Source organism: Microbacterium sp. 10L49, assembly GCF_056395125.1.
In genome coordinates this window covers 101,050-120,046 of record NZ_JBFTIW010000004.1, presented here as the reverse complement: position 1 = coordinate 120,046, position 18,997 = coordinate 101,050, and the positions used below count along the sequence as shown (strand labels likewise).

The following is an 18,997-nucleotide window of genomic DNA, read 5'->3' as shown; positions in this document are numbered from 1 at the left end:
TGGTTCGGCTATGGAAAGGCTAAGAGCGGCGGCGGTCAGCCGGCCTTCGTCCGCTGCGCCAGTGCAGCGATGTCGCCGGGGCCGAAGCCGCAGCAGCCGCCCACGTAGCGGGCACCGGCGGCGATCCAGGCATCCACGAGGTCGAGGTCGAGGGGACGGGCCCGCGACCAGGTCTTCGTCGCGCTGTCCCACACGCCGCCGTGGTTCGGATATGCGATCGCCGCGCGCCCGGTCTCCGCCACGGCCGTCTCCACCGCGCCCAGCACGTCGTTCTCGTCCGAGCAGTTGACGCCCGCAGCGATCACCATGTGCGAGCCGGCGAGCGCGGCATAGGCCTCGGCCAGCGGCTGCCCTGCGCAGGTGCCGTCGCCGCGCACCGAGTAGCTGAACCAGGCCGGCACACCGAGGTCGTCGAGCAGCGCAGCGATCACCGCGGCTTCCTCGAGGTCAGGGATGGTCTCGACCGCGAACAGATCAGGACCGGCGGCGGCGAGCGCCTCGAGACGCGGACCATGGAAGTCACGCAACTGCCACGCGGCGACGCCGTACCGGCCCCGGTACTCGGATCCGTCGCCGAGCACGGCACCATAGGGGCCCACCGACGCCGCCACGAGCAGCCCCGGCCGAGAGGCGGCGCACTCGTCGCGCACCTCCCGTGCGATCGTCACCCCGCGCGCCATGAGCGCCTGAGCCTCGGCGGCATCCATACCGGCCGCGACGAAACCGCGCTCGCTCGCCTGGTAGGTCGCGGTCGTCGCGACCTGGGCTCCGGCCTCGAAGAACGCGCGGTGGGCGCGGGCGATGCGCTCCGGCTCATCGGCGAGCAGGCGCGCCGTCCACAGCGCACCGCCCACCTCGATCCCCTGCTGCTCGAGGGCGGTCGACATCCCGCCGTCCAGGATCGTGAGCGCGGTGGACTCGCGCTCACGATCGGCTTGCATCGACAGGGTCATCGTCCCGCCCTTCCTCTGCTCGATCCGCGGGACGGATCCCGGCGTTCGAGTACGCTCATGCCATGCCGTTCGCCGAGGATCTCGACCCGCCCCGGACGAGCATGGGACGTGGCTTTGACGTGCTCTCCACGCTCGCCGCGCTGTCGGCCGACGACCCGGACGGCGTCTCCGTCCGCGACGTCGCGGTCGCGCTCGACCGGGAGCGCTCGCAGGTGTCCCGCACTCTGTCCGCCCTCGCCGACCGCGACCTCGTCGTGCGCGGTGAAGACCACCGCTACCGGCTGGCATGGAGCTGGTACGCCACCGCGCAGGACCTCACGGATCGCCGCCTGCGCACCGTGGGACTGCAGGTGCTCGACGACCTGGCCGAGACCGTCGGCGAGGCCTGCTTCCTCGGCGTCCTGCAGGGCGACAGCACTCTGACCATCGTGGAGAGCATCCCCCGGGAATCCGGGATGATCGGATCCTGGGTCGGCCGCGCCTATCCCGCCTTCTGCAGCGACGCCGGGCGTGCCGTGCTCTGGGACGCGTCCGACGAGGAGGTGCGTGCGGTCTTCGCCCGGACCTCGTTCACGAGTCCGGGACCGAACGCGCCGGCCTCCGCGGAGGATTTCCTCGACCGGCTGCGGGAGGCGCGCACTCTCGGGTACGCGATCGTCGATGAGGAGGCCGAGCCCGGGCTGTACTCCGTCTCGGCACCCGTCTGGGACTTCCGCGACGAGGTGGCCGCGGGCGTGCAGATCGTCGGGGAGCGAAGCTCCCTGCACCCGCGCACCGCCCAGCTCGCGGAGGCGTGCGTCGCCGCGGCCGAGGCGCTGTCGGCCGCGCTCGGCGCGCCCGACGGACGCCGTGAGGATCGCGCCGCTCACTGACCGGTCGCCAGGGCGCTCAGCCGATCGCACGCCCCTGTCAGCGCGGCGCGGGCGGTGCGAAGCCGCCCCCCGCTGCGCAGCGCACCGCTCAGGGCGACCGAGGCCACGATCTCACCCCGACCGCGGATCGGCAGGGCGATCTCCGTCACGCCTTCCGCGTACTCATCCGCGGCGACGATGAGCCCGTCCGCCCGGTCGCGCTCCATCAGGTCGTGCACCTCGTCCGTCGTACGTGCGGCAGCCGGACCGCCGATGCCGACGAACCGCACCTCGCGCAGCCTCTCCCCCAGATCCGGCCGGGAATCGTCCCACAGCAGCGCCCGCCCCGCCCCCGTGCACCAGATCGGGGTGATCCCGTAGGGCGCGGCGGCGTCGGTCGAGCCCACGCCGGTCGCGGAGCGCAGCAGCAGCGCCCGAGGGCCGTCCGCGGCCGCGAGGAGGGCCGTCATCCTCAGCGTCGAGGCCAGGATCCGCAGCTCGCTCCGGGCGGCACGCAGCCACGGCTGCTCGAGGGCGGCGGCCGTGCGGAAGTAGGCGTCGCCGGCACTGAGCACACCGGCATCATCGCGTTCGAGGAAGTGCAGCGCCCGCAGCTCCGTGGTCAACCGGGACACCCGGCTCCGCTCGATGCCGGAGGTGTCCGCGAGTCGCGAGGCGTTGTGGCCGGCCCGGCCGGAGCGCTCCCGCTCGACCGCGGATTCGAGCAGCGTCAGACCCTGGGACAGCGACGAGGGAGCGGACATCCTGCTTCCTCCTCCGACCGGCAGCCCCCGGGGCGACCCGGATCCGGCCAGCCTACCCGGGGCTTTCGCACCGCTCACGACGGCGTCCCGCTGCGCACGCGGCGGGCCAGCAGGCGGCCCCACGCGGTGTAGAGGTCGGCGGCGATCTGACCCGAGGCCCGCTCCAGATCCTGCATCGTGATCGCGTCGTCCCCCTGCGCACCCGCGAGCACCACCTCGTCCCCGACCTGCACCCCGGGGTGGCCCGTGACGTCGACGATGAGGGTGTTCATCGCGTGCCGGTCGACCACCGGGGCCCGTCGTCCGCCCACGAGCACCTCCGCGCGGCCGCCGAGCACGCGGTGGAAGCCGTCCGCGTATCCGAGCGGGACGACGGCGAGGCGGGAGGTCCGCGTCGTCCGATGCGTCCGCTCGTAGCCGACCGTGCTGCCCTTCGGGTAGACGTTGACGGCGGCGACCCGCGAGAGCAGACGCAGCGCCGGCCGCAGGAGGCCGGGCCGCGCCGAGGTGTCTCCGTAGAGCGCGGCCCCCACGCGGGCCCGATCGAACCTCGATGCCGGCACGGTCAGCGCCGCGAACGAGGTCGCGCAATGCCGCTCGACGCGGCGGCCCGTGTCCGGCCCGAGCAAGGCGACCGCCTCGGCGGACTGTGAACCGAAGGCCTCCGCCCCCTCGGCGACGTCGCGCTCGTCCTCGCAGGGGAAGTGCGCGCAGACGCCGATCGGATGCAGGCCGGGCAGGGCGCCGATGGCACTCACCTCGTCGCGACCGCCCGCACGACCCAGGTCGACCCCGTCACGGCTGAGCCCGGTGGCGTTGATCGAGACGTGTGCTGGAATCCGGCGACCGATCATCCGTGCGGCCGCGTCGATCTCGCGGGCGTGGGCGAGGCCGCCCACCCACTCCTCGACGCGCGCCGAGGCCGCGTCCTCGATCTCTTCGCGCAACGCGGGGCGCACGCGCAGGATCCGGCCGCGGAATCCGAGCCGCCGCGCGCTGTGCGCCTCCTCGTTCGCGGTGACGCCGATCATGTCGACGCCCGCCGCCATGAGGACCGGGAGGACGAGATCGACGCCGTGGCCATACGCATCGGCCTTGACCACCCCGCACAGCGGCGTGGGGCCGAGCTCGTGCAGAACCGTCGCGACGTTGTACGCGATTGCGTCGACATCGACCTCGATCCATCCCGGTCCGCGGGTCATCGCCCGATGCCTGCGATGGGCTCCTCGGCGGCCGGATCCTCGGCGCGGTCGACCGGCGCCTCCTCCGAGACGACCTCGACGCGTGCGGCGCCGCGCCGTCCGAACCGCCACCAGAAGTACAGGTAGCACAGGCCCACGAACGGCACGCCGAAGTACAGCGCGGCGACCTGATTCGGGTCGAACGCGATCGCGATGACGGAGATCAGTAGCAGCACGAACGCGAGGATCGGCACGACCGGGTACAGCGGCGTGCGGTAGGGCAGCGTCGAAAGATCTCCGCCGCGGCGCAGGAATGCCCTGCGATGGAAGAACTGCGCCGCGACGATCGACATCCACACGGCCACGACCGCGAAGCCCGCGATCGACACCAGCACGAGGTAGACGGTCTCAGCGGCGATCACGCTGGACAGCAGCGAGACCAGTCCGAGCACCATGCTCACGCTGAGCGCGACGATCGGGATCCCGCGCCGCGTGAGCCGGGTGAAAGCCTTCGGGGCGTGCCCCTCCTCCGCGAGCGAGAACAGCATGCGCGCGCACGAGAACAGCCCGCTGTTGCCCGCCGACAGCAGCGCCGTGATGATGACGAAGTTCATGATGTCGGGCGCGAACGGCACCCCGACGTACTGGAACACGTCGACGAACGGGCTGCTCGTCACGCCCGCCTTGTCGTAGGGCAGGATCGCGGCGATCACGGTGATGGATCCCACGAAGAGCACGAGCAGGCGCAGCACCGTGGAGCGCAGCGCGCGCGGGATGTTGCGGCCGGGATCCTTCGTCTCGCCCGCGGCGACGCCGATGAGCTCGGATCCGCTGAACGCGTAGAACACGGCGAGCGAGGTCATCAGCACGCCGCCGACGCCACCCGGGAAGAGTCCGTGGGGCGTGTCGAAGTTGCGGAACAGCAGCGCGGCCGGGTGCTCAGCCGACAGCGGCGTGAACCCGAAGATGGCGGCGGCGCCGAGCACGATGAGCACCACGATGGCGAGCACCTTGATGAGCGAGAACCAGAACTCGGTCTCGCCGAACACGCGGGCGGAGATCGCGTTGATCGTGAACAGCACGGCCGCGAAGATGAGGCACCATACCCAGACCGGCACGGCCGGGAACCAGCGCTGCATGAGGATGCCCGCCGCCGTGAACTCGGACCCGAGGGCGACCACCCAGCACAGCCAGTACAGCCAGGCGGTCGTGAAGCCGGTGGCCGGGCCGATCGAGCGGGAGGCGTAGATGTGGAACGCGCCGGACACCGGGTAGGCGGTGGCGAGCTCGCCCAGGCACGCCATCACGAGGTAGACCACGAACGCGCCGATCAGGTAGGCGATGATCGCACCGAGCGGGCCGGCCTGGCTGATCGTGTAGCCCGAGCTGAGGAACAGGCCAGATCCGATCACACCGCCCAGGGCGATCATGATCAGGTGGCGCGCATCCATCGAACGCTGCAGTCGGCGCAGCGGTACCTGGGTCGCGGTGGTGCGGGGCAGGGCGTTGGGGAGTTCTTTCTCCCCGGGCAGTGGGCTCATGAGGTCTCGCATTCAAGGTTCGGGTGGGGCTGAGACGAAAGGCTTCGTGCTATATCACCACAGCTGTGTGTCGATGTCGCACGAATTGTTTCGGGACATTACCCGGCGCCGCACCCCCGCACAAGCGCCGGCGCAGCAGACACCGCCGCTTGCCGCAGGTCCGGACAGATCGTCGGACGGACCGCCGCAACGGCAGTCCCCGCCGCCACTCGGGCAGGCGCGCCCCGCCACCCCGCGCCTCGAGGATGGGGGCCGCAGTATCCATCCACTCTCTCGAAGGAGTCCGCCGTGCATCGTCACGACCTCGCCCTCATCGGCTTCGGCGGCGTCAACCGCGCCCTCGCCGAGATCATCCATACCCGTGGAACGGCGCTCGCCGACGATCTCGGTTTCGAACTCCGCGTCGTCGCGATCACCGACCTCCGGCTCGGCTCGCTCATGCGCGCCGACGGAATCGACCTGGGCGCGGTGTTCGCGATGCCCGAGGGCGCCACGTTCGCAGGCATGCCCGGCGGCGCTGCGGTGCCGCAGAACGACTTCATCATCCGCAACACCACCGCGGACATCGTCGTAGAAGCCACGTTCACGAATCCGGTCGACGGAGAGCCTGCCGTGTCGCACGTGCGCGCGGCGCTCGAGAGCGGGAAGAGCGTCACGACCACGAACAAGGGCCCGGTCGCACTCGCCGGCGCCGAACTGCACCGCATCGCCGCCGACCACGGCGTGCGGTTCGCGCACGAGGGCGCGGTGATGAGCGGAACCCCCGTGCTCCGCTTCGCGTCGGACATGCTCCGCGGCACGCGCATCTCGGGGGTCGAGGGGATCCTGAACGGTACGAGCAACTTCGTCCTCGGACGGATGGAGGCCGGCGCGACGCTCGCCGACGCCGTCGCCGAGGCGCAGGCGCTGGGTTATGCCGAGGCGGATCCGAGCGCCGACATCGAGGGATCCGACGTGCAGCTCAAGGTCGTGATCCTCGCCAACGAGATCCTGGGCGCCGGAATCACGACCGCGGACGTCGTTCGTCGCGGGATCTCCGCCATCACACCGGAGGACATCGCCACGGCGGCCGCCGAGGGCCGGCGCTGGAAGCTGATCGGATCGGCCACCCGCACCTCGGACGGCGAGGTCGTCGCATCGGTGGAGCCGGTCGCGCTGCCGCTCGCGCACCCGCTGGCGGGCGTGTCCGGAGCCACCAACGCGGTCTCGTTCGACACCGACATGCTCGGCGCCGTGACCGTGTCGGGCCCCGGCGCCGGCCGCATCGAGACGGCGTACGCGCTGCTGTCCGACATCATCGCGATCGACGCGCACCAGCGCGCCCTGGCGGAGACGGCACGATGAGCACCGCCCCCACCGAGACGCGCCACTCCGACGTGAGTCGCGACGAGCTGCTCGTCCACGATGCCTACGACGGCCAGGTGATCGGAGCGGTGCCGCGCAGCACTCCCGCAGACCTGGAGTCCATCCTCGCGCGCGCCACAGCGGGCTTCGCGATCGCGCGAGGGCTCACCCGATTCGAGCGCCACGGCATCCTCGATCGCGCCGCCGCGCTGCTGCGCTCCCGGTCCGACGAGGCCGCCGGGCTGATCGTCCGGGAGGCGGGCAAGACCATCCGCCAGGCGCGCAAGGAGGTGCGCCGCGCCGTGACGACCTTGTCGCTGTCGGCAGAGGCGGCCCGCTCGAACGCGGGCGAGGTGATCCCGTTCGACGCGTTCGAGGGATCCGCCGACCGGCGCGGCTGGTTCACCCGCGAACCGCTCGGCCTGGTCGTCGCGATCACGCCGTACAACGACGCCCTCAACTTGGTCGCGCACAAGCTGGGTCCTGCGCTGGCCGCCGGGGATGCGGTGATCCTGAAGCCGTCTCCTTTCACGCCGATCACCGCTCGCTTCCTCGTCGGCCTGCTCATCGAGGCGGGGATGCCGCCCGAGGTCGTCACCGTCGTGCACGGCGACCGCGAGCTCGCGCAGGCGCTCATCGCCGCGCGCGACGTGCGTCTGGTGTCGTTCACGGGCGGCTTCGCGACCGGCGAGGCGATCGCCCGCGGCGCCGGACTCAAGCGGCTCGCGATGGAGCTCGGCGGCAACGCCCCGGTCATCGTGTTCTCGGACGCGGACGTCCCCGCTGCCGTCGAGGCCTGCGTCTCGGGCGCGTTCTGGGCAGCCGGTCAGAACTGCGTCGGCGCGCAGCGGATCCTCGTGCAGCGCGAGGTGCACGAGGAGTTCCGCGCCGCCTTCGTCGCGCGCACGCAGGCGCTGATCGCCGGCGACCCCTCCGACGAACGCACCGACGTGGGGCCGATGATCTCGCACGCCGCCGCCGAACGCGCCGAGCGTCTCGTGGACGACGCGGTCGCCGTGGGGGCGCGGGTGCTCGCCGGGCACCGCCGAGAAGGATCCGTGTACTGGCCCACGGTGGTCGAGGACGTGCCGTTCTCCTGCGCCCTGTGGTGCGACGAGGCATTCGCGCCGATCGCCGTGCTCTCGCCGTTCGACACCGAGGACGAGGCCGTCGCCCAGGCCGACGAGATCGAGTACGCGCTGCACGCCGGTGTCTTCACCTCTGACCTGTCACGGGCGCTGCGCGTGTCGGAGCGGATCGAGGCCGGCGGCGTGATGATCAACGACTCCTCGGACTACCGGGTCGACAGCATGCCGTTCGGCGGCGCCAAATACGGCAGCATGGGACGCGAGGGCGTCCGCTTCGCCTTCGAGGAGATGACGCAACCGAAGGTGGTCTGCCTCACGATCTGACCCGATCGAGGGGCGGCGCGGCGAGCGACGCCCCTCACGGATGATCGATGACCTGCGCGAGCGAAATCGACGTCACCGTGTTCGCCACTCCAGGAAGCGCGGCGATGTGCTCCCAGATCTCGCCGATCCGATCCATGCCGTCCGCCTGCACGATGGCGAGCAGATCGAACTCGCCGGACAGGACATCGCAGCGCACGATCTCGGGGATCCTGGAGAGCTCTGTCACGACGTGCGCGCCGCGCATGCGGTCCTCCCGGTAGACCAGCACGATCGCGGTCGTCCTCCGGGACGCCGCCTCACCGGGCACGACGGTGTAGCCGCCGATGACGCCGTCGCGCTCCATCCGCTCGATGCGCTGCTTCACGGCGTTGCGGGAGAGATGCACGCGCGACGCGAGGGCGACGAGGGGCGTGCGCGCGTCCGCCGTCAGCTCCGCGAGGATCCTGTGGTCCGTCCCGTCCATCTTGACCCTTCGTAGTTCGTGCAATATAAACAACTGAAGATGCAGATATAACACACCAAGTATGAGGGCCGCCACCGTCGGCGGCCCCAGCCCAGGAGGATCGCATGCCCGAACGTCCCGACCGCACCCAGCCCGGCACCCTGTCCGATTCGAGCCTTGCCGTGCACGGCGGAATCCATGTCGATTCGACCCTGGCGCTGCGCACCCCGCTCGTCATGGCGAACTCGTACCAGCTGCCCGACGACCCCAGCGAGATCAGCTGGTCGGCCAATGCGCCGGGCCTCTACACCCGCAACACGGGCGTGAACCAGCAGGCCCTGCAGGAGAAGCTCGCCGCCCTGGACGGCGGGGAGGACGCGGTGGCGCTCGCATCGGGCGTGGCCGCCCTGCACGCCGTGTTCTTCACGTACGTGCGCGCGGGAGACCACGTCGTCGTCAGCGACGTGGTCTACGAGGCAACGTGGCGCCTGTGGTCGGAGCTGCTGCCGCAGCGCTACGGCATCGAGGCGACGTTCGTCGACATCACCGACTTCGACGCCGTCCGCGCGGCCATGCGCCCGAACACCCGGCTGGTCTGCGTCGAGGCGATCGCGAACCCCACGACCCAGGTCACCGACGTCGCCGCGATCGCCGAGATCGCGCACGAGGCGGGCGCCCTCCTCATGGTCGACTCCACCTTCACCCCGCCGCCCGTGTACCGCCCGCTGCGGGACGGGGCCGACCTCGTCGTGCACTCGCTCTCCAAGTACATCAACGGTCACGGCGACGCCATGGCCGGCGCGGTCGTCGGGCGTCGCGAGCTCATCGATCCGATCAAGGCCGACGCCATGGTCGACGTCGGCGGCATCATCTCGCCCTTCAACGCCTGGCTGATCACGCGCGGCTCCGTGACGCTGCCGATGCGCATGCGCCAGCACGGAGAGTCGGCGCAGGCGATCGCCGAGTTCCTCGACGCGGATCCGCGCGTCGCGTACGTCTGCTATCCGGGGCTTCCGTCGCACCCGCAGCACGACCTCGCCGTCCGCCAGTTCGATCGCGGCTTCGGCGGGATGATGTCGTTCGCCGTCGACGGCGACCCGGCGACGCAGAACCGGTTCGTGGCGAACCTGCGCCTGATCACCTCGGGCTTCTCCCTGGGCCATGACGACTCGCTGATCGTGCACACCGGCACCGAGGGAGGGCGGGTCGCCGCCTACCCCGAGCCGTTCCGCAGGTTGGGTCACCTGCGCCTCTCGGTCGGTCTCGAGGACACGGACGACCTGCTGGCCGACCTGCGGGCCGCGCTGGACGAGACGTTCGGCTGAAGTCTGCGGAGCTCAGCTCGGTGGGAGGCCGAGGGCGGACAGCAGCATCCGTTCCAGGATGGCACCGCCCTCGGCCAGGGCCTCCGCGGCGGCGTCCCGGTCGCCCCGCGCCGTGACATCGATGGTGATCTTCAACCCGTCGAATGCGCCGACGAGGACAGTCGCGAGAATGGCGGCGCCCTGCTCCTCCGAGCCCGTCGTCGCGTCCTCGATGAGACCGGCGACGAGGTCGATCCATCGCTGAGTCATCTCCGCCGCGAGTTCTCGCGTCGATTCGACCGCCGCGAGATTGGAAATGAGCCGGGAGATCACCCAGGCGTCAGGATCGGCGCGGTGCAGCTCGAGCATCGCGGGCAGCAGCCGCCGCAGGCGCGGCACGCCTGGTGCGGCAGCCTCGAGGAGGTTCTCGACGTCACGGAGCCACCGCGCCTGACGTGCTTCCAGGACGACGACGGCGAGGGTCTCCTTGCTGTCGAAATGGAAGTACACAGAGCCCTTGGACAGGCCGCTCGCATCGATGATGTCGGCCATCCGGGCCTTGTCGTATCCCAGCCGGGCGAACACGCCGGCAGCGGCATTGACGATCGCCTCCCGCGAGGCCGCGCCCTGGGCGGTGGGGCCGGCCGGTCGACCGACCCGTCCCGCGCGCGGAGCGGGCTCGTCGAGAACATCTGGACGCTGAGACACCCTCATAGTATATTCTCGCTTAAATAGACCGACTGGTTTGTTTAATTAAGGGAGTATCGTGCGCACCATCGCCGCAGGCAGCACCACACTGATCACGGGCGCATCATCGGGCATCGGTCGCGCCTTCGCCCAGCGCATGGCCGCCGCCGGCAGCGACCTGATTCTCGTTGCACGTCGCCGGGATGTTCTCGAAGAGCTGGCCCGCGAACTGACCGCGCACCATCGGGTGCAGGTCACCGCGATCTCCCATGACCTCGACTCCCCGGGCGCTGCTGCGACGTTGGTGGCCCGGCTCGCCGAGGAGGGGATCGTCGTCGATGCGCTCATCAACAACGCCGGTCTCGGCATCCACGGAGACGTGGGCACGGCCGGTCTGGAGACTGCGATGACACAGATCGCCGTGAATGTGAGCAGTCTCACGGCGCTCACCGCGCTCCTGCTGCCGGCGATGCTGGCCCGCGGGCGTGGAGCAGTCATCAACGTAGCGAGCACCGCGGGGTTCCAGCCCGTGCCGCACATGTCGGTGTACTCGGCGTCGAAGGCGTTCGTGCTCACCTTCACGCGTGCGCTCTGGCGAGAAACGCGCGGTACCGGAGTCGACGTGCTCGCGCTCTGCCCCGGCGCGACCGATACCGCGTTCTTCGCTACCGCCGGAGACGCCGCCTCCGTCGGCAACAGGCGTACGCCGGAGCAGGTCGTCGAGACGGGGCTGCGCGCCCTCCGGCGCGGCCGCCCCTCGGTGGTCGACGGACGTGCCAACGCGTTCGTCTCCTGGCTCGCACCGCGACTGCCCGAACGCCTGGCGCTGGACATTGCCGAACGCTCCGTCCGTCCCTGAACCCAGACCCGCACCATCACGCTTCACCCCATCTGATCAGAGGAGATCACACCATGCAGATCCACGACTTCGCCCAGCGTGCCGCCTCGGCTGTCAACGCGCACGACCCCGCGGCGATCATCGCCCTCTGGGCCGAACCCGCCGAATACGACTCGCCCCTCACCGGTCCCCAGAAGGGACTCGATGCTCTGTTCGAACGCGAGAAGGCCCTCTTCGAGGGCTTCAGCGACCTGCGGGCGACGATCGATCCGCTCGGGCAGGAGGGTGACACGGGTTCGATGCTCGTGCGGTTCGAGGGAACGCACGACGGCTCATACGCGGGCCTGGCCCCCACCGGCCGCGCCATCGCCCTCGAGATGATCGCCGTCATCACGTTCGGAGACGACGATCGCGTCGTCTCCGAACGCATCTTCATTGACACCGCCGACATCGCGGCGCAGCTGGGGCAAGTCTGATGGCGCGGGCGTATCCGAATACCCGCTGACGTTCCGGTCCGCTGATTCAAGCGAGACGGTCAGCGATCGACCAGCCGGCTCGACCCGGGAAAAGCGAAACGGCCCGCCGAAGCGGGCCGTTTCTTACTGTCTCAACACAGTGTGCGCCTGGAGGGACTCGAACCCCCAACCTTCTGATCCGTAGTCAGATGCTCTATCCATTGAGCTACAGGCGCATCCGGTCTTTCACAAGACCGCCCGCTCTCGCGGGCCTCGTCAACAATACCCCAGAGGCGGGGCGGAACGCGAATCGAGAGCGCCGCGAACGGTACCGCCGGGCGTGGCGGGGATCAGAGCATCTGGCGAGCGGCGCGCTTCTCCTCGCGCTCCGCCGCCTTCGCGGCCGCTTTGCCGGCCTTCTCCGCGGCCTTCTCCGCAGCCTTGTCGGCCTTCTCGCGGTTCTTGCGGCGCGCGCGCTGGTCCGAGGCGAGCGCCTGCAGGTCGACGAGCCGCAGCGCTTGCATCCGCGCCTCACGCATCGTGGCGTAGTCCGGATCCTCGTCCGGCCGCATCGCCTCGACCGTGAGCCGGCTCTGCAGGTTCCCTGCGACGTCGCTCCAGGCGGCGGCACGCGCCGCCTCCACGAGGAACCGCAGCGTCTCGGGGTCGTCGGCCATCTCGCGCAGCCGGTCGGCCACGGCGGAGGACTGCTTGGCGCGCTTCTTGAGGTTTCGCACGTCGCGGTCGCGGTAGTCGTGCGTGCCGTGCGGATCGGAGTACCGGCCGTGGGCGCGCTTGCGCAGCTTGTTGGCGAGCTCCGCCGCCTCTTCCGACTCCGCGGCGAGTGCGAGCAGCGCCTCGTGCGCGTCGTTCATGTACTTGGCGACGTCGAAGGATCCGCCCTGCGCGATCGTGCCCACGAGGATGTGGTTCTTGACGGTCAGCCGGGCGGCGGATGTGGCGATCGCCACGCCCTCGGCAATGACGTCCGCGCTCTTTCCCACTCCGACCTCCTCCTCGCATCCACCGTACCGGTTCCCGTTCCGCAACAGCAGGGCGATGCGGCAGGATGGGACAAGCGTCTGCGCCCACCCGACGCATGCGACGAAGCGTGCGAGGGCGCAGCGGTAGGAGGAGCGTTGCCCGTTCTCGACGCATCAGGGCGCAGCAGTGCCATCACCGGCGCCGCCAACGGCATCGGCGCCGACACCGCGCGAGCGCTCGCGCGCCGCGGCGCGGCTTTGGCCCTCATCGACCGGGACCGGGTCGGCCTGGCCCGCATCGCGGATGAATTGCGCGCCACCGGCACCACCGTGACGGTGCATCCGGTCGACCTGCGCGACGACGACGCCGTGGCCGCCGTCGGCGAAGACGTCGAAGCCGCGCACCCCGAGCTGCAGACGCTCATCACGTGCGCCGGATCCTCGATGCTCGGATCCCTCGACCAACTCTCCATGGAGGAGATGCGCTGGCTGATGGATGTGAACCTCTGGGGCACGGTCTCGATCACCAAGGCGCTGCTGCCGGCCCTGCGTCGCGCCCCCGCTGCGCACATCACGCACATCGCCAGCATCTACGCGATCGCCTCGCCCGGCGGGCGGATCCCCTACTCCATGACGAAGTTCGCGGTGCGCGCGTTCTCCGAGGCGCTCATGCACGAGCTCGAGGGATCGACGGTCACGGTCGGTGCGATCTACCCCTCGGGGGTGCGCACGGGCATCATCCTGCACGGGCGCTACGCCTCGTCGATCGACCCCGGGGTGGCCGGTCGCGCCGCCGCCGCACAGGCCGCGATGTACCACATGGAGCCCGCGGACGCGGCCGAGCGCATCGTGCGCGCCACGCTGCGGCGCAGGGCTCGCACGCTGATCGGGCGGGAGACCCGCCTCGTGGATGCGCTGGTGCGGCTCGCACCGGTGCGCTACTGGGGGCCGATGCGGCACCCGCTGCGCGAGGCGATCGACACGACGACCCCGATGTCGCCGCGCTGATCGGTCACTCGCCGGCGACGGAGGCCTCCTGGCGGGCCGCGGCGCGCGCACGGATCGCGGCCGTCTCTGCGTTGTACTCGGCGAGCTTGCGCAGGGCCGTCTCGGTGCCCGCCCTCAGATGACGCTGCACGCGCAGTCGCAGCGTCGCCGTGTCGCGCGCCGCGAACGACTCGAAGATGCGCGCGTGGTCCTCCGCCATGGCGATCAGGTCGTCGTGGTCGCGGAACAGCAGCAGCAGGCGCCCGCGCATCATGCTCAGGATCTCGTTGACCGTGGCGTTGTCGGCGAGCTCCGCCATGATCAGGTGGAACTCCGCCGCTGCGGCATGCGCCGCCTCGGCGTCGCCGACCCCCGCGGCGGCGTACTCGCGCTTGAGCGCCGCCTCGACCTTCGCGATCCCGTCCGACGTGTGCCGGAGCGCCGCGATCTCGAACACGAGGACCTCCAGCACGTCACGCACCTGCGCGATGTCGCGCACGTCGTCCTCGGTGAACTGACGGACCACGGCCCAGGAGCGCGGGCGTGCGGTGAGCATCCCCTCGGCGAGCAGTTGCCGGATCGCCTCGCGCACCGGCAGCCGGCTCACGGCGAGCTCCTCGGCGATGTCCCGTTCGATGAGCCGGTCGCCGGATCGGCGCTGCCCGGACAGGATCGAGTCGCGCAGGAGCCGGACCACCCTGGCCGACTCGAGCTCCACGCTGCCCGCGTTCCCCATGGGGCCATTGTGGCACCGTCGGAGCCGGCTGCGCTTTGTCGGACCGGGTCCATCAACACCGACCCGGCCCGACACGCGTGCCGACCGGGTCAGGGCCGGGTCGGCGTCCCGTGCTCGTCGAGCCAGTCGAGCACCTGCTGCGCCGCGTCCTGCACCGGCAGCGCCGCGTCCACGACGAAGCCGGCTTCACCGGACGCGAGCGGCTCCAGGGTGTCCAGCTGCGAATCCAGCAGCGACGCCGGCATGAAGTGCCCGAGCCGGCGCCCGAGGCGCTCCGCGAGGTCGTGCTTGGTGCCCTTCAGGTGCACGAACTCCACTCCGGGCCGGGCCAGGATCTCGCGATAGCTGCGTCGCAGCGCCGAACAGGTCACCACGCCGGGCTGCCCCGCCTCCTGCTTCGCCACGATCCAGTCACGGATCAGTTCGAGCCATGGGCGGCGGTCCTCGTCGGTGAGCGGGATGCCGGCCTCCATCTTCGCGACGTTCGCCGCGGGATGCAGGTCATCCCCCTCCTGCAGCGCCCAGCCCAGGCGCCCGGCCAGCACTCCGGCCAGCGTGCTCTTGCCGGATCCGGAGACCCCCATGACCACGAGGATCGTCGGCGGTGTGTTCTGCGACATCAGCGACTCCTCCGGTCAGCCTACGAAGGCGCCGATGATCAGGACGCCGACGAGGCCCGTGACCGAGATCAGGCACTCCATGATCGACCACGACTTCAGCGTCTGCGGGATGCTCAGGCCGAAGTATTCCTTGATCAGCCAGAAGCCTGCATCGTTGACGTGCGAGAGGAACAGCGAACCGGCTCCGATCGCCAGGACCAGAAGAGCGGATCCGCCCGCCGACATGTGCAGGTCGTGCACCAGCGGCTGCATGATCCCGGCGGCGGTGATCGTCGCGACGGTGGCGGATCCGGTGGCGACGCGGATCAGCACCGCGACCAGCCAGGCGAAGAACAGCACCACCGGCAGCGCGCCGCCGACGTCCGAGATCGCGTGTGCGATCACCGTGCCGATCGTGGAGTCGACGAGCACCTGCTTGAAGCCGCCGCCCGCACCCACGATGAGCAGGATTCCCGCGATCGCCGGCAGCGAGGACGACACCGAGGCGCCGACCTCCTTGGAGCTCATGCCGCCGCCGCGACCCAGCACGACCATGCCGACGAGCACGGCGATGAGCAGCGCGATGATGGGTTTGCCGAGGAAGTCGATGATGCCCTTCACGGCCGAGGTGTCGGTCGGAGCGACGATGTCGACGATCGCGGCGAGCAGCATCAGGATCACCGGCAGCAGGATGCTGAACAGCGTCGCACCGAAGCTGGGCCGCCTGCGGGCCTGGACCGCCGCGGTGTCACCGGGCTGCGCGGTGTCCTCCGCCGTCTCGAACAGCGCCGGCACGGGCACATCCACCCAGCGGGCGGCGAGGCGGCCGAACAGCGGGCCGGCGATGATCACGGTCGGGATCGCGATGAGCACGCCGAACGCGAGGGTGACGCCGAGGTTCGCGCCGATCAGGCCGATCGCGGCGAGCGGCCCGGGGTGCGGCGGCACCAGACCGTGCATGGCGGACAGGCCCGCGAGCGTCGGGATCGCGATCTTCATGAGCGAGACGCCGGAGCGGCGGGCGACCAGGATGATGACCGGCACGAGCAGCACGAGGCCGACCTCGAAGAACATCGGCAGGCCGATCAGCGCACCCACCAGACCCATGACCCAGGGCAGCGCCGCGGCGCTCGCCTTCGAGATCAGGGTGTCCACGATCCGATCCGCGCCACCCGAGTCGGCCAGCAGCTTGCCGTAGATCGCACCGAGGGCGATCAGCACGCCGACGCCTCCGGCGGTGGATCCGAAGCCGTTGGTGAAGCTCAGCACCGTTTGCGTGGCGGACATGCCCGCGACGAGACCGGTGACGAGTGCGCCGATCACGAGGGAGAGGAACGGATGCAGCTTGACCCAGGTGATGAGCACCACGATCGTCGCGATGCCGATGAGCGCAGCGAGGATCAGCACCCACTCCGGGGCGGTCGTGGTGGGGGGAACGGGATCGGCGGCCGAGAGGAGAGTCCCGGGGACGGCGGCGAGCAGGTTCGATGACATGGCCATGAGCTTCCTTGGTCTGGCGGAGAGATTTCGCTTCAGCGTAAATGATAAGTAGGACTTAATCAAGCAGAGGTCCTCAATAAGCCCTTCTACAGTTCATTCGCACGTCATCTTGCCGGGCTATCGCCATAATGGGCTTCATGGCAGAAGGGACCCGCGAGGCGGCCTCCGCGCAGCACCGCCGGCTGCTCGACACGATCGGTGCGCGCATCGTGGAGGGACACCTGGCGCCCGGCGCCCGGCTGCTGACCGCAGAGGTCGCCGCCGAGTTCGGCGCGTCCCGGTCCGCGATGCGCGAGGTGGTGCGCGTGCTCGAGACCATGGGCATGGTCGAGGTGCGCCGCCGCGCCGGGGTAGAGGTGCTGCCCGCCGATCGGTGGAGCCCGTACGCCCCCGAGGTGATCCGCTGGCGGCTGGACGGATCCGGCCGGCTCCGCGCCCTGCACGAGCTCAGCCAGCTGCGCTCCGCGATCGAGCCGCTCGCCGCCCGACTCGCCGCCGCCCAGGCCGGTCCGGAGCACCGTGCCGCGCTCGTGAAGGCGGTGCTCGGGATGGTCGAGCACGGCGACAGGGCCGACGAGCCCGTCTACCTGCAACACGACATCGACTTCCATGCGGCTGTGCTGCGCGGCTCGGGCAACCCCTACCTCGCCGGTCTCGCCGACGTCGTCGCCGAGCTGCTGCACGGACGCACCGCGCACGCGCTGATGCCGCACCGCGCGGACGAGACCGCCCTGCGGCTGCATCAGGACGTCGCGGCCGCGATCACCTCACGCGACCCCGAGGCTGCAGCGACGGCGATGGCCGCGATCGTGACCGAGGCCGACGACGCCGTGGAGGCGATGGGGAAGCCCGGAGCCTGAGTCACGCCCGGTCGCTGAGCCTGTCGAAGCGCCCGGTCGCCTCGGTCGCGTCCCGCTCGGTGGTCGCGTATTGCGGTTATTGCACTCGGGGAACCGCAATCTGCGACCACTGAGCGCGTCGGGAACGTCCTCCTCGGGGACGGATCCTCGCGTCGGCCCGTGTCCGCCCCGAGGGTTGCCTTAGCCCACGGATAGGTTCCGGCCAGCGCCCGCCTACACACACCCGCGCATAATCGAGGCATGGCGACGGTGAAGAACGAGGCGGGGCGCAGGACGCGGGCTCCCAGCGCGCTGCCGCGCCTGCTCGCCGCCTCGATGCGAGAAGTGCACCGCGTGCGCCGCCCCGCGACGCCGACCGCGCCCGCATTCGACCTGGCGTATGTGCGCACCGGACCGCGTTCGTCCCTGCCGATCGTCGTGATCCCGGGCGGACCCGGGCTCGGATCCGTGCTCCCCTATCGACGCTTCCGGCGGCGGGCCGCGGCTCTCGGGCTCGACGTCATCATGATGGAGCACCGTGGCGTGGGGCTGTCCCGCGCCGACCTCGACGGGCACAGCCTGCCGCTGTCGGCGATGCGCATGGTCGACGTGATCGACGACCTCGCCGCCGTGCTGGATGCGGAGGGCGTGCGCCGCGCCTACATCTCGGGATCCTCCTACGGCAGCTACGTCGCGGCCGGGTTCGGCGCCCGTCACCCGGAGCACGTGGCCGGGATGCTGCTGGACTCCGCCCTGCAGTCGGTCGCGGATCGCGATGCCGAGCGGGCGATGATCCGCGAGCTGTTCGTCGACGGGGACGCCCGGATCGCCGCGTCGGTGCGCGAGCTGCTGGACGACGGATCGGATCCGCGGATCCTCCTCGGCGTGCTGCGCGCGGCCTACGAGCTGGGCGGCGAGGGGCTGCTCGAGCCGCTGCTGCGTCAGCGCGTGCGCGGCGCACGGCGCGCCGGCGACAGCGGTGGTCGGCCCGGTCGAGGCTCCTCCGGACGCGGCTCGGTGTGGTCTGCGCTCGAGGCGTACGTCGACAAGGGCGAGTCCGAGGCGCACGTGCCCGGGTTCTACGAGTTCGATCTCGTCGGCGCGATCGCGTTCCGCGAGCTGGGATTCGGTCCGGATCCGGACGGATCCGTCCTCGACCCCTCCCTCACCTACGCGTCGATCGCCGACCAGTTCCCCCGGTTCACCGGCGAGCCCTTCGACCTGACCGCCGCGGCGGCGGACTTCGACTGGCCGACCGTGCTGCTGACTGGATCCCGTGACCTGCGCACCCCGGCCGCCGTGGCGCAGCGCGTGGCCGAGGCCGCGCCGGACACGGTGCTCGTCGAGATCGAGAACGGGCACAGCGCCCTCGAATCGCACCCGCTCGCCCTGCTGCACGCGCTGCAGCGGCTGAGCCGTGGCGAGCAGCGGCGCCTGCCCGCCGAGAGCGCGATGATGAGCGCGCTCCCCCGCCGCGGGTTCGTGGCCGGCCTGCCCCGGCTGCTCGCCACGGGCACGCGCTGGGAGGCCGCGCTCCGGTCGTGACCGCGCGGTGCGCGCCCGGTGATCGGTCCATACCGG

Annotated in this window: 19 protein-coding genes and 1 tRNA gene; 9 read left to right on the top strand and 11 right to left on the bottom strand. The window is 70.8% G+C overall.

Annotated elements, in window-relative coordinates; translation table 11 throughout:
- Positions 1-35 precede the first annotated feature (35 nt).
- The gene (gene mmuM / locus AC1DCT_RS13625; protein ID WP_477429814.1) at positions 36-953 is read right to left on the bottom strand and encodes a homocysteine S-methyltransferase; all 918 of its coding nucleotides are present in this window, start codon (positions 951-953) and stop codon (positions 36-38) included.
- A gap of 62 nt (positions 954-1,015) precedes the next feature.
- On the opposite strand from mmuM, the gene AC1DCT_RS13620 reads away from it, so the two are divergent.
- A complete protein-coding gene (locus AC1DCT_RS13620; RefSeq protein WP_477429812.1) occupies positions 1,016-1,825 on the top strand; it encodes an IclR family transcriptional regulator in 810 nt (269 codons plus the stop codon).
- Here AC1DCT_RS13620 and AC1DCT_RS13615 read toward each other — a convergent pair.
- The 3 genes from AC1DCT_RS13615 to AC1DCT_RS13605 all read right to left on the bottom strand — a co-directional run bounded on the left by AC1DCT_RS13615 (position 1,819) and on the right by AC1DCT_RS13605 (position 5,290).
- On the bottom strand, positions 1,819-2,568 hold the full coding sequence (locus tag AC1DCT_RS13615) for an IclR family transcriptional regulator domain-containing protein (protein WP_477429810.1): 750 nt from the start codon (positions 2,566-2,568) through the stop codon (positions 1,819-1,821). The genes AC1DCT_RS13620 and AC1DCT_RS13615 overlap by 7 nt on opposite strands.
- A 74-nt stretch (positions 2,569-2,642) precedes the next feature.
- Complete coding sequence (gene alr / locus AC1DCT_RS13610; RefSeq protein ID WP_477429808.1) at positions 2,643-3,770, bottom strand: alanine racemase; 1,128 nt, start codon at positions 3,768-3,770, stop codon at positions 2,643-2,645.
- Complete coding sequence (locus AC1DCT_RS13605) at positions 3,767-5,290, bottom strand: amino acid permease (protein ID WP_477429806.1); 1,524 nt, start codon at positions 5,288-5,290, stop codon at positions 3,767-3,769. The genes alr and AC1DCT_RS13605 overlap by 4 nt, the downstream gene beginning before the upstream one ends.
- A 288-nt stretch (positions 5,291-5,578) precedes the next feature.
- On the opposite strand from AC1DCT_RS13605, the gene AC1DCT_RS13600 reads away from it, so the two are divergent.
- Positions 5,579-6,634, top strand: coding sequence for a homoserine dehydrogenase (locus AC1DCT_RS13600; protein WP_477429804.1), 1,056 nt, complete (start codon positions 5,579-5,581; stop codon positions 6,632-6,634).
- Positions 6,631-8,046 (top strand): aldehyde dehydrogenase family protein, encoded by a 1,416-nt coding sequence (locus AC1DCT_RS13595; RefSeq protein ID WP_440735053.1) that lies wholly within the window; start codon positions 6,631-6,633, stop codon positions 8,044-8,046. Before AC1DCT_RS13600 ends, AC1DCT_RS13595 begins: the two co-directional genes overlap by 4 nt.
- Positions 8,047-8,080: 34 nt before the next feature.
- On the opposite strand, the gene AC1DCT_RS13590 is transcribed toward AC1DCT_RS13595, so the two are convergent.
- Entirely contained in the window at positions 8,081-8,509 is a 429-nt protein-coding gene (locus AC1DCT_RS13590; protein WP_440735052.1) for an Lrp/AsnC family transcriptional regulator, read from the bottom strand.
- A gap of 104 nt (positions 8,510-8,613) precedes the next feature.
- Between AC1DCT_RS13590 and AC1DCT_RS13585 the strand changes: the two genes are divergently transcribed.
- Complete coding sequence (locus tag AC1DCT_RS13585) at positions 8,614-9,813, top strand: trans-sulfuration enzyme family protein (protein WP_477429802.1); 1,200 nt, start codon at positions 8,614-8,616, stop codon at positions 9,811-9,813.
- A 12-nt stretch (positions 9,814-9,825) separates the two neighbouring features.
- Here the strand turns inward: AC1DCT_RS13585 and AC1DCT_RS13580 are convergent, their stop codons facing one another.
- On the bottom strand, positions 9,826-10,500 hold the full coding sequence (locus AC1DCT_RS13580; protein ID WP_477230505.1) for a TetR family transcriptional regulator: 675 nt from the start codon (positions 10,498-10,500) through the stop codon (positions 9,826-9,828).
- Between the two features lie 58 nt (positions 10,501-10,558).
- Here AC1DCT_RS13580 and AC1DCT_RS13575 point away from each other — a divergent pair, with 58 nt between their 5' ends.
- Together AC1DCT_RS13575 and AC1DCT_RS13570 are read left to right on the top strand one after the other, a co-directional pair.
- Entirely contained in the window at positions 10,559-11,338 is a 780-nt protein-coding gene (locus tag AC1DCT_RS13575) for an SDR family NAD(P)-dependent oxidoreductase (protein ID WP_440735049.1), read from the top strand.
- Between the two features lie 53 nt (positions 11,339-11,391).
- The gene (locus tag AC1DCT_RS13570) at positions 11,392-11,793 is read left to right on the top strand and encodes an ester cyclase (RefSeq protein ID WP_477429800.1); all 402 of its coding nucleotides are present in this window, start codon (positions 11,392-11,394) and stop codon (positions 11,791-11,793) included.
- A 142-nt stretch (positions 11,794-11,935) separates the two neighbouring features.
- Here the strand turns inward: AC1DCT_RS13570 and AC1DCT_RS13565 are convergent.
- Positions 11,936-12,008 (bottom strand) — tRNA-Arg (locus AC1DCT_RS13565).
- Positions 12,009-12,122: 114 nt separating this feature from the next.
- Positions 12,123-12,776, bottom strand: a complete 654-nt coding sequence (locus AC1DCT_RS13560) for an asparagine synthase (RefSeq protein WP_477429798.1) — start codon at positions 12,774-12,776, stop codon at positions 12,123-12,125.
- A 135-nt stretch (positions 12,777-12,911) separates the two neighbouring features.
- Here AC1DCT_RS13560 and AC1DCT_RS13555 point away from each other — a divergent pair, with 135 nt between their 5' ends.
- The gene (locus AC1DCT_RS13555; protein WP_441975510.1) at positions 12,912-13,763 is read left to right on the top strand and encodes an SDR family NAD(P)-dependent oxidoreductase; all 852 of its coding nucleotides are present in this window, start codon (positions 12,912-12,914) and stop codon (positions 13,761-13,763) included.
- A 4-nt stretch (positions 13,764-13,767) separates the two neighbouring features.
- On the opposite strand, the gene AC1DCT_RS13550 is transcribed toward AC1DCT_RS13555, so the two are convergent.
- The 3 genes from AC1DCT_RS13550 to AC1DCT_RS13540 all read right to left on the bottom strand — a co-directional run bounded on the left by AC1DCT_RS13550 (position 13,768) and on the right by AC1DCT_RS13540 (position 16,571).
- Entirely contained in the window at positions 13,768-14,478 is a 711-nt protein-coding gene (locus AC1DCT_RS13550; protein WP_440735046.1) for a GntR family transcriptional regulator, read from the bottom strand.
- An 89-nt stretch (positions 14,479-14,567) separates the two neighbouring features.
- Positions 14,568-15,098, bottom strand: a complete 531-nt coding sequence (locus tag AC1DCT_RS13545; RefSeq protein WP_441975509.1) for a gluconokinase — start codon at positions 15,096-15,098, stop codon at positions 14,568-14,570.
- A 15-nt stretch (positions 15,099-15,113) separates the two neighbouring features.
- Positions 15,114-16,571, bottom strand: a complete 1,458-nt coding sequence (locus AC1DCT_RS13540; protein WP_441975700.1) for a GntP family permease — start codon at positions 16,569-16,571, stop codon at positions 15,114-15,116.
- A gap of 143 nt (positions 16,572-16,714) precedes the next feature.
- Between AC1DCT_RS13540 and AC1DCT_RS13535 the strand changes: the two genes are divergently transcribed.
- Together AC1DCT_RS13535 and AC1DCT_RS13530 are read left to right on the top strand one after the other, a co-directional pair.
- Positions 16,715-17,437, top strand: a complete 723-nt coding sequence (locus AC1DCT_RS13535; protein ID WP_441975508.1) for a FadR/GntR family transcriptional regulator — start codon at positions 16,715-16,717, stop codon at positions 17,435-17,437.
- A gap of 240 nt (positions 17,438-17,677) precedes the next feature.
- The gene (locus AC1DCT_RS13530) at positions 17,678-18,961 is read left to right on the top strand and encodes an alpha/beta fold hydrolase (protein WP_441975507.1); all 1,284 of its coding nucleotides are present in this window, start codon (positions 17,678-17,680) and stop codon (positions 18,959-18,961) included.
- The last annotated feature ends 36 nt before the right edge of the window (positions 18,962-18,997 follow it).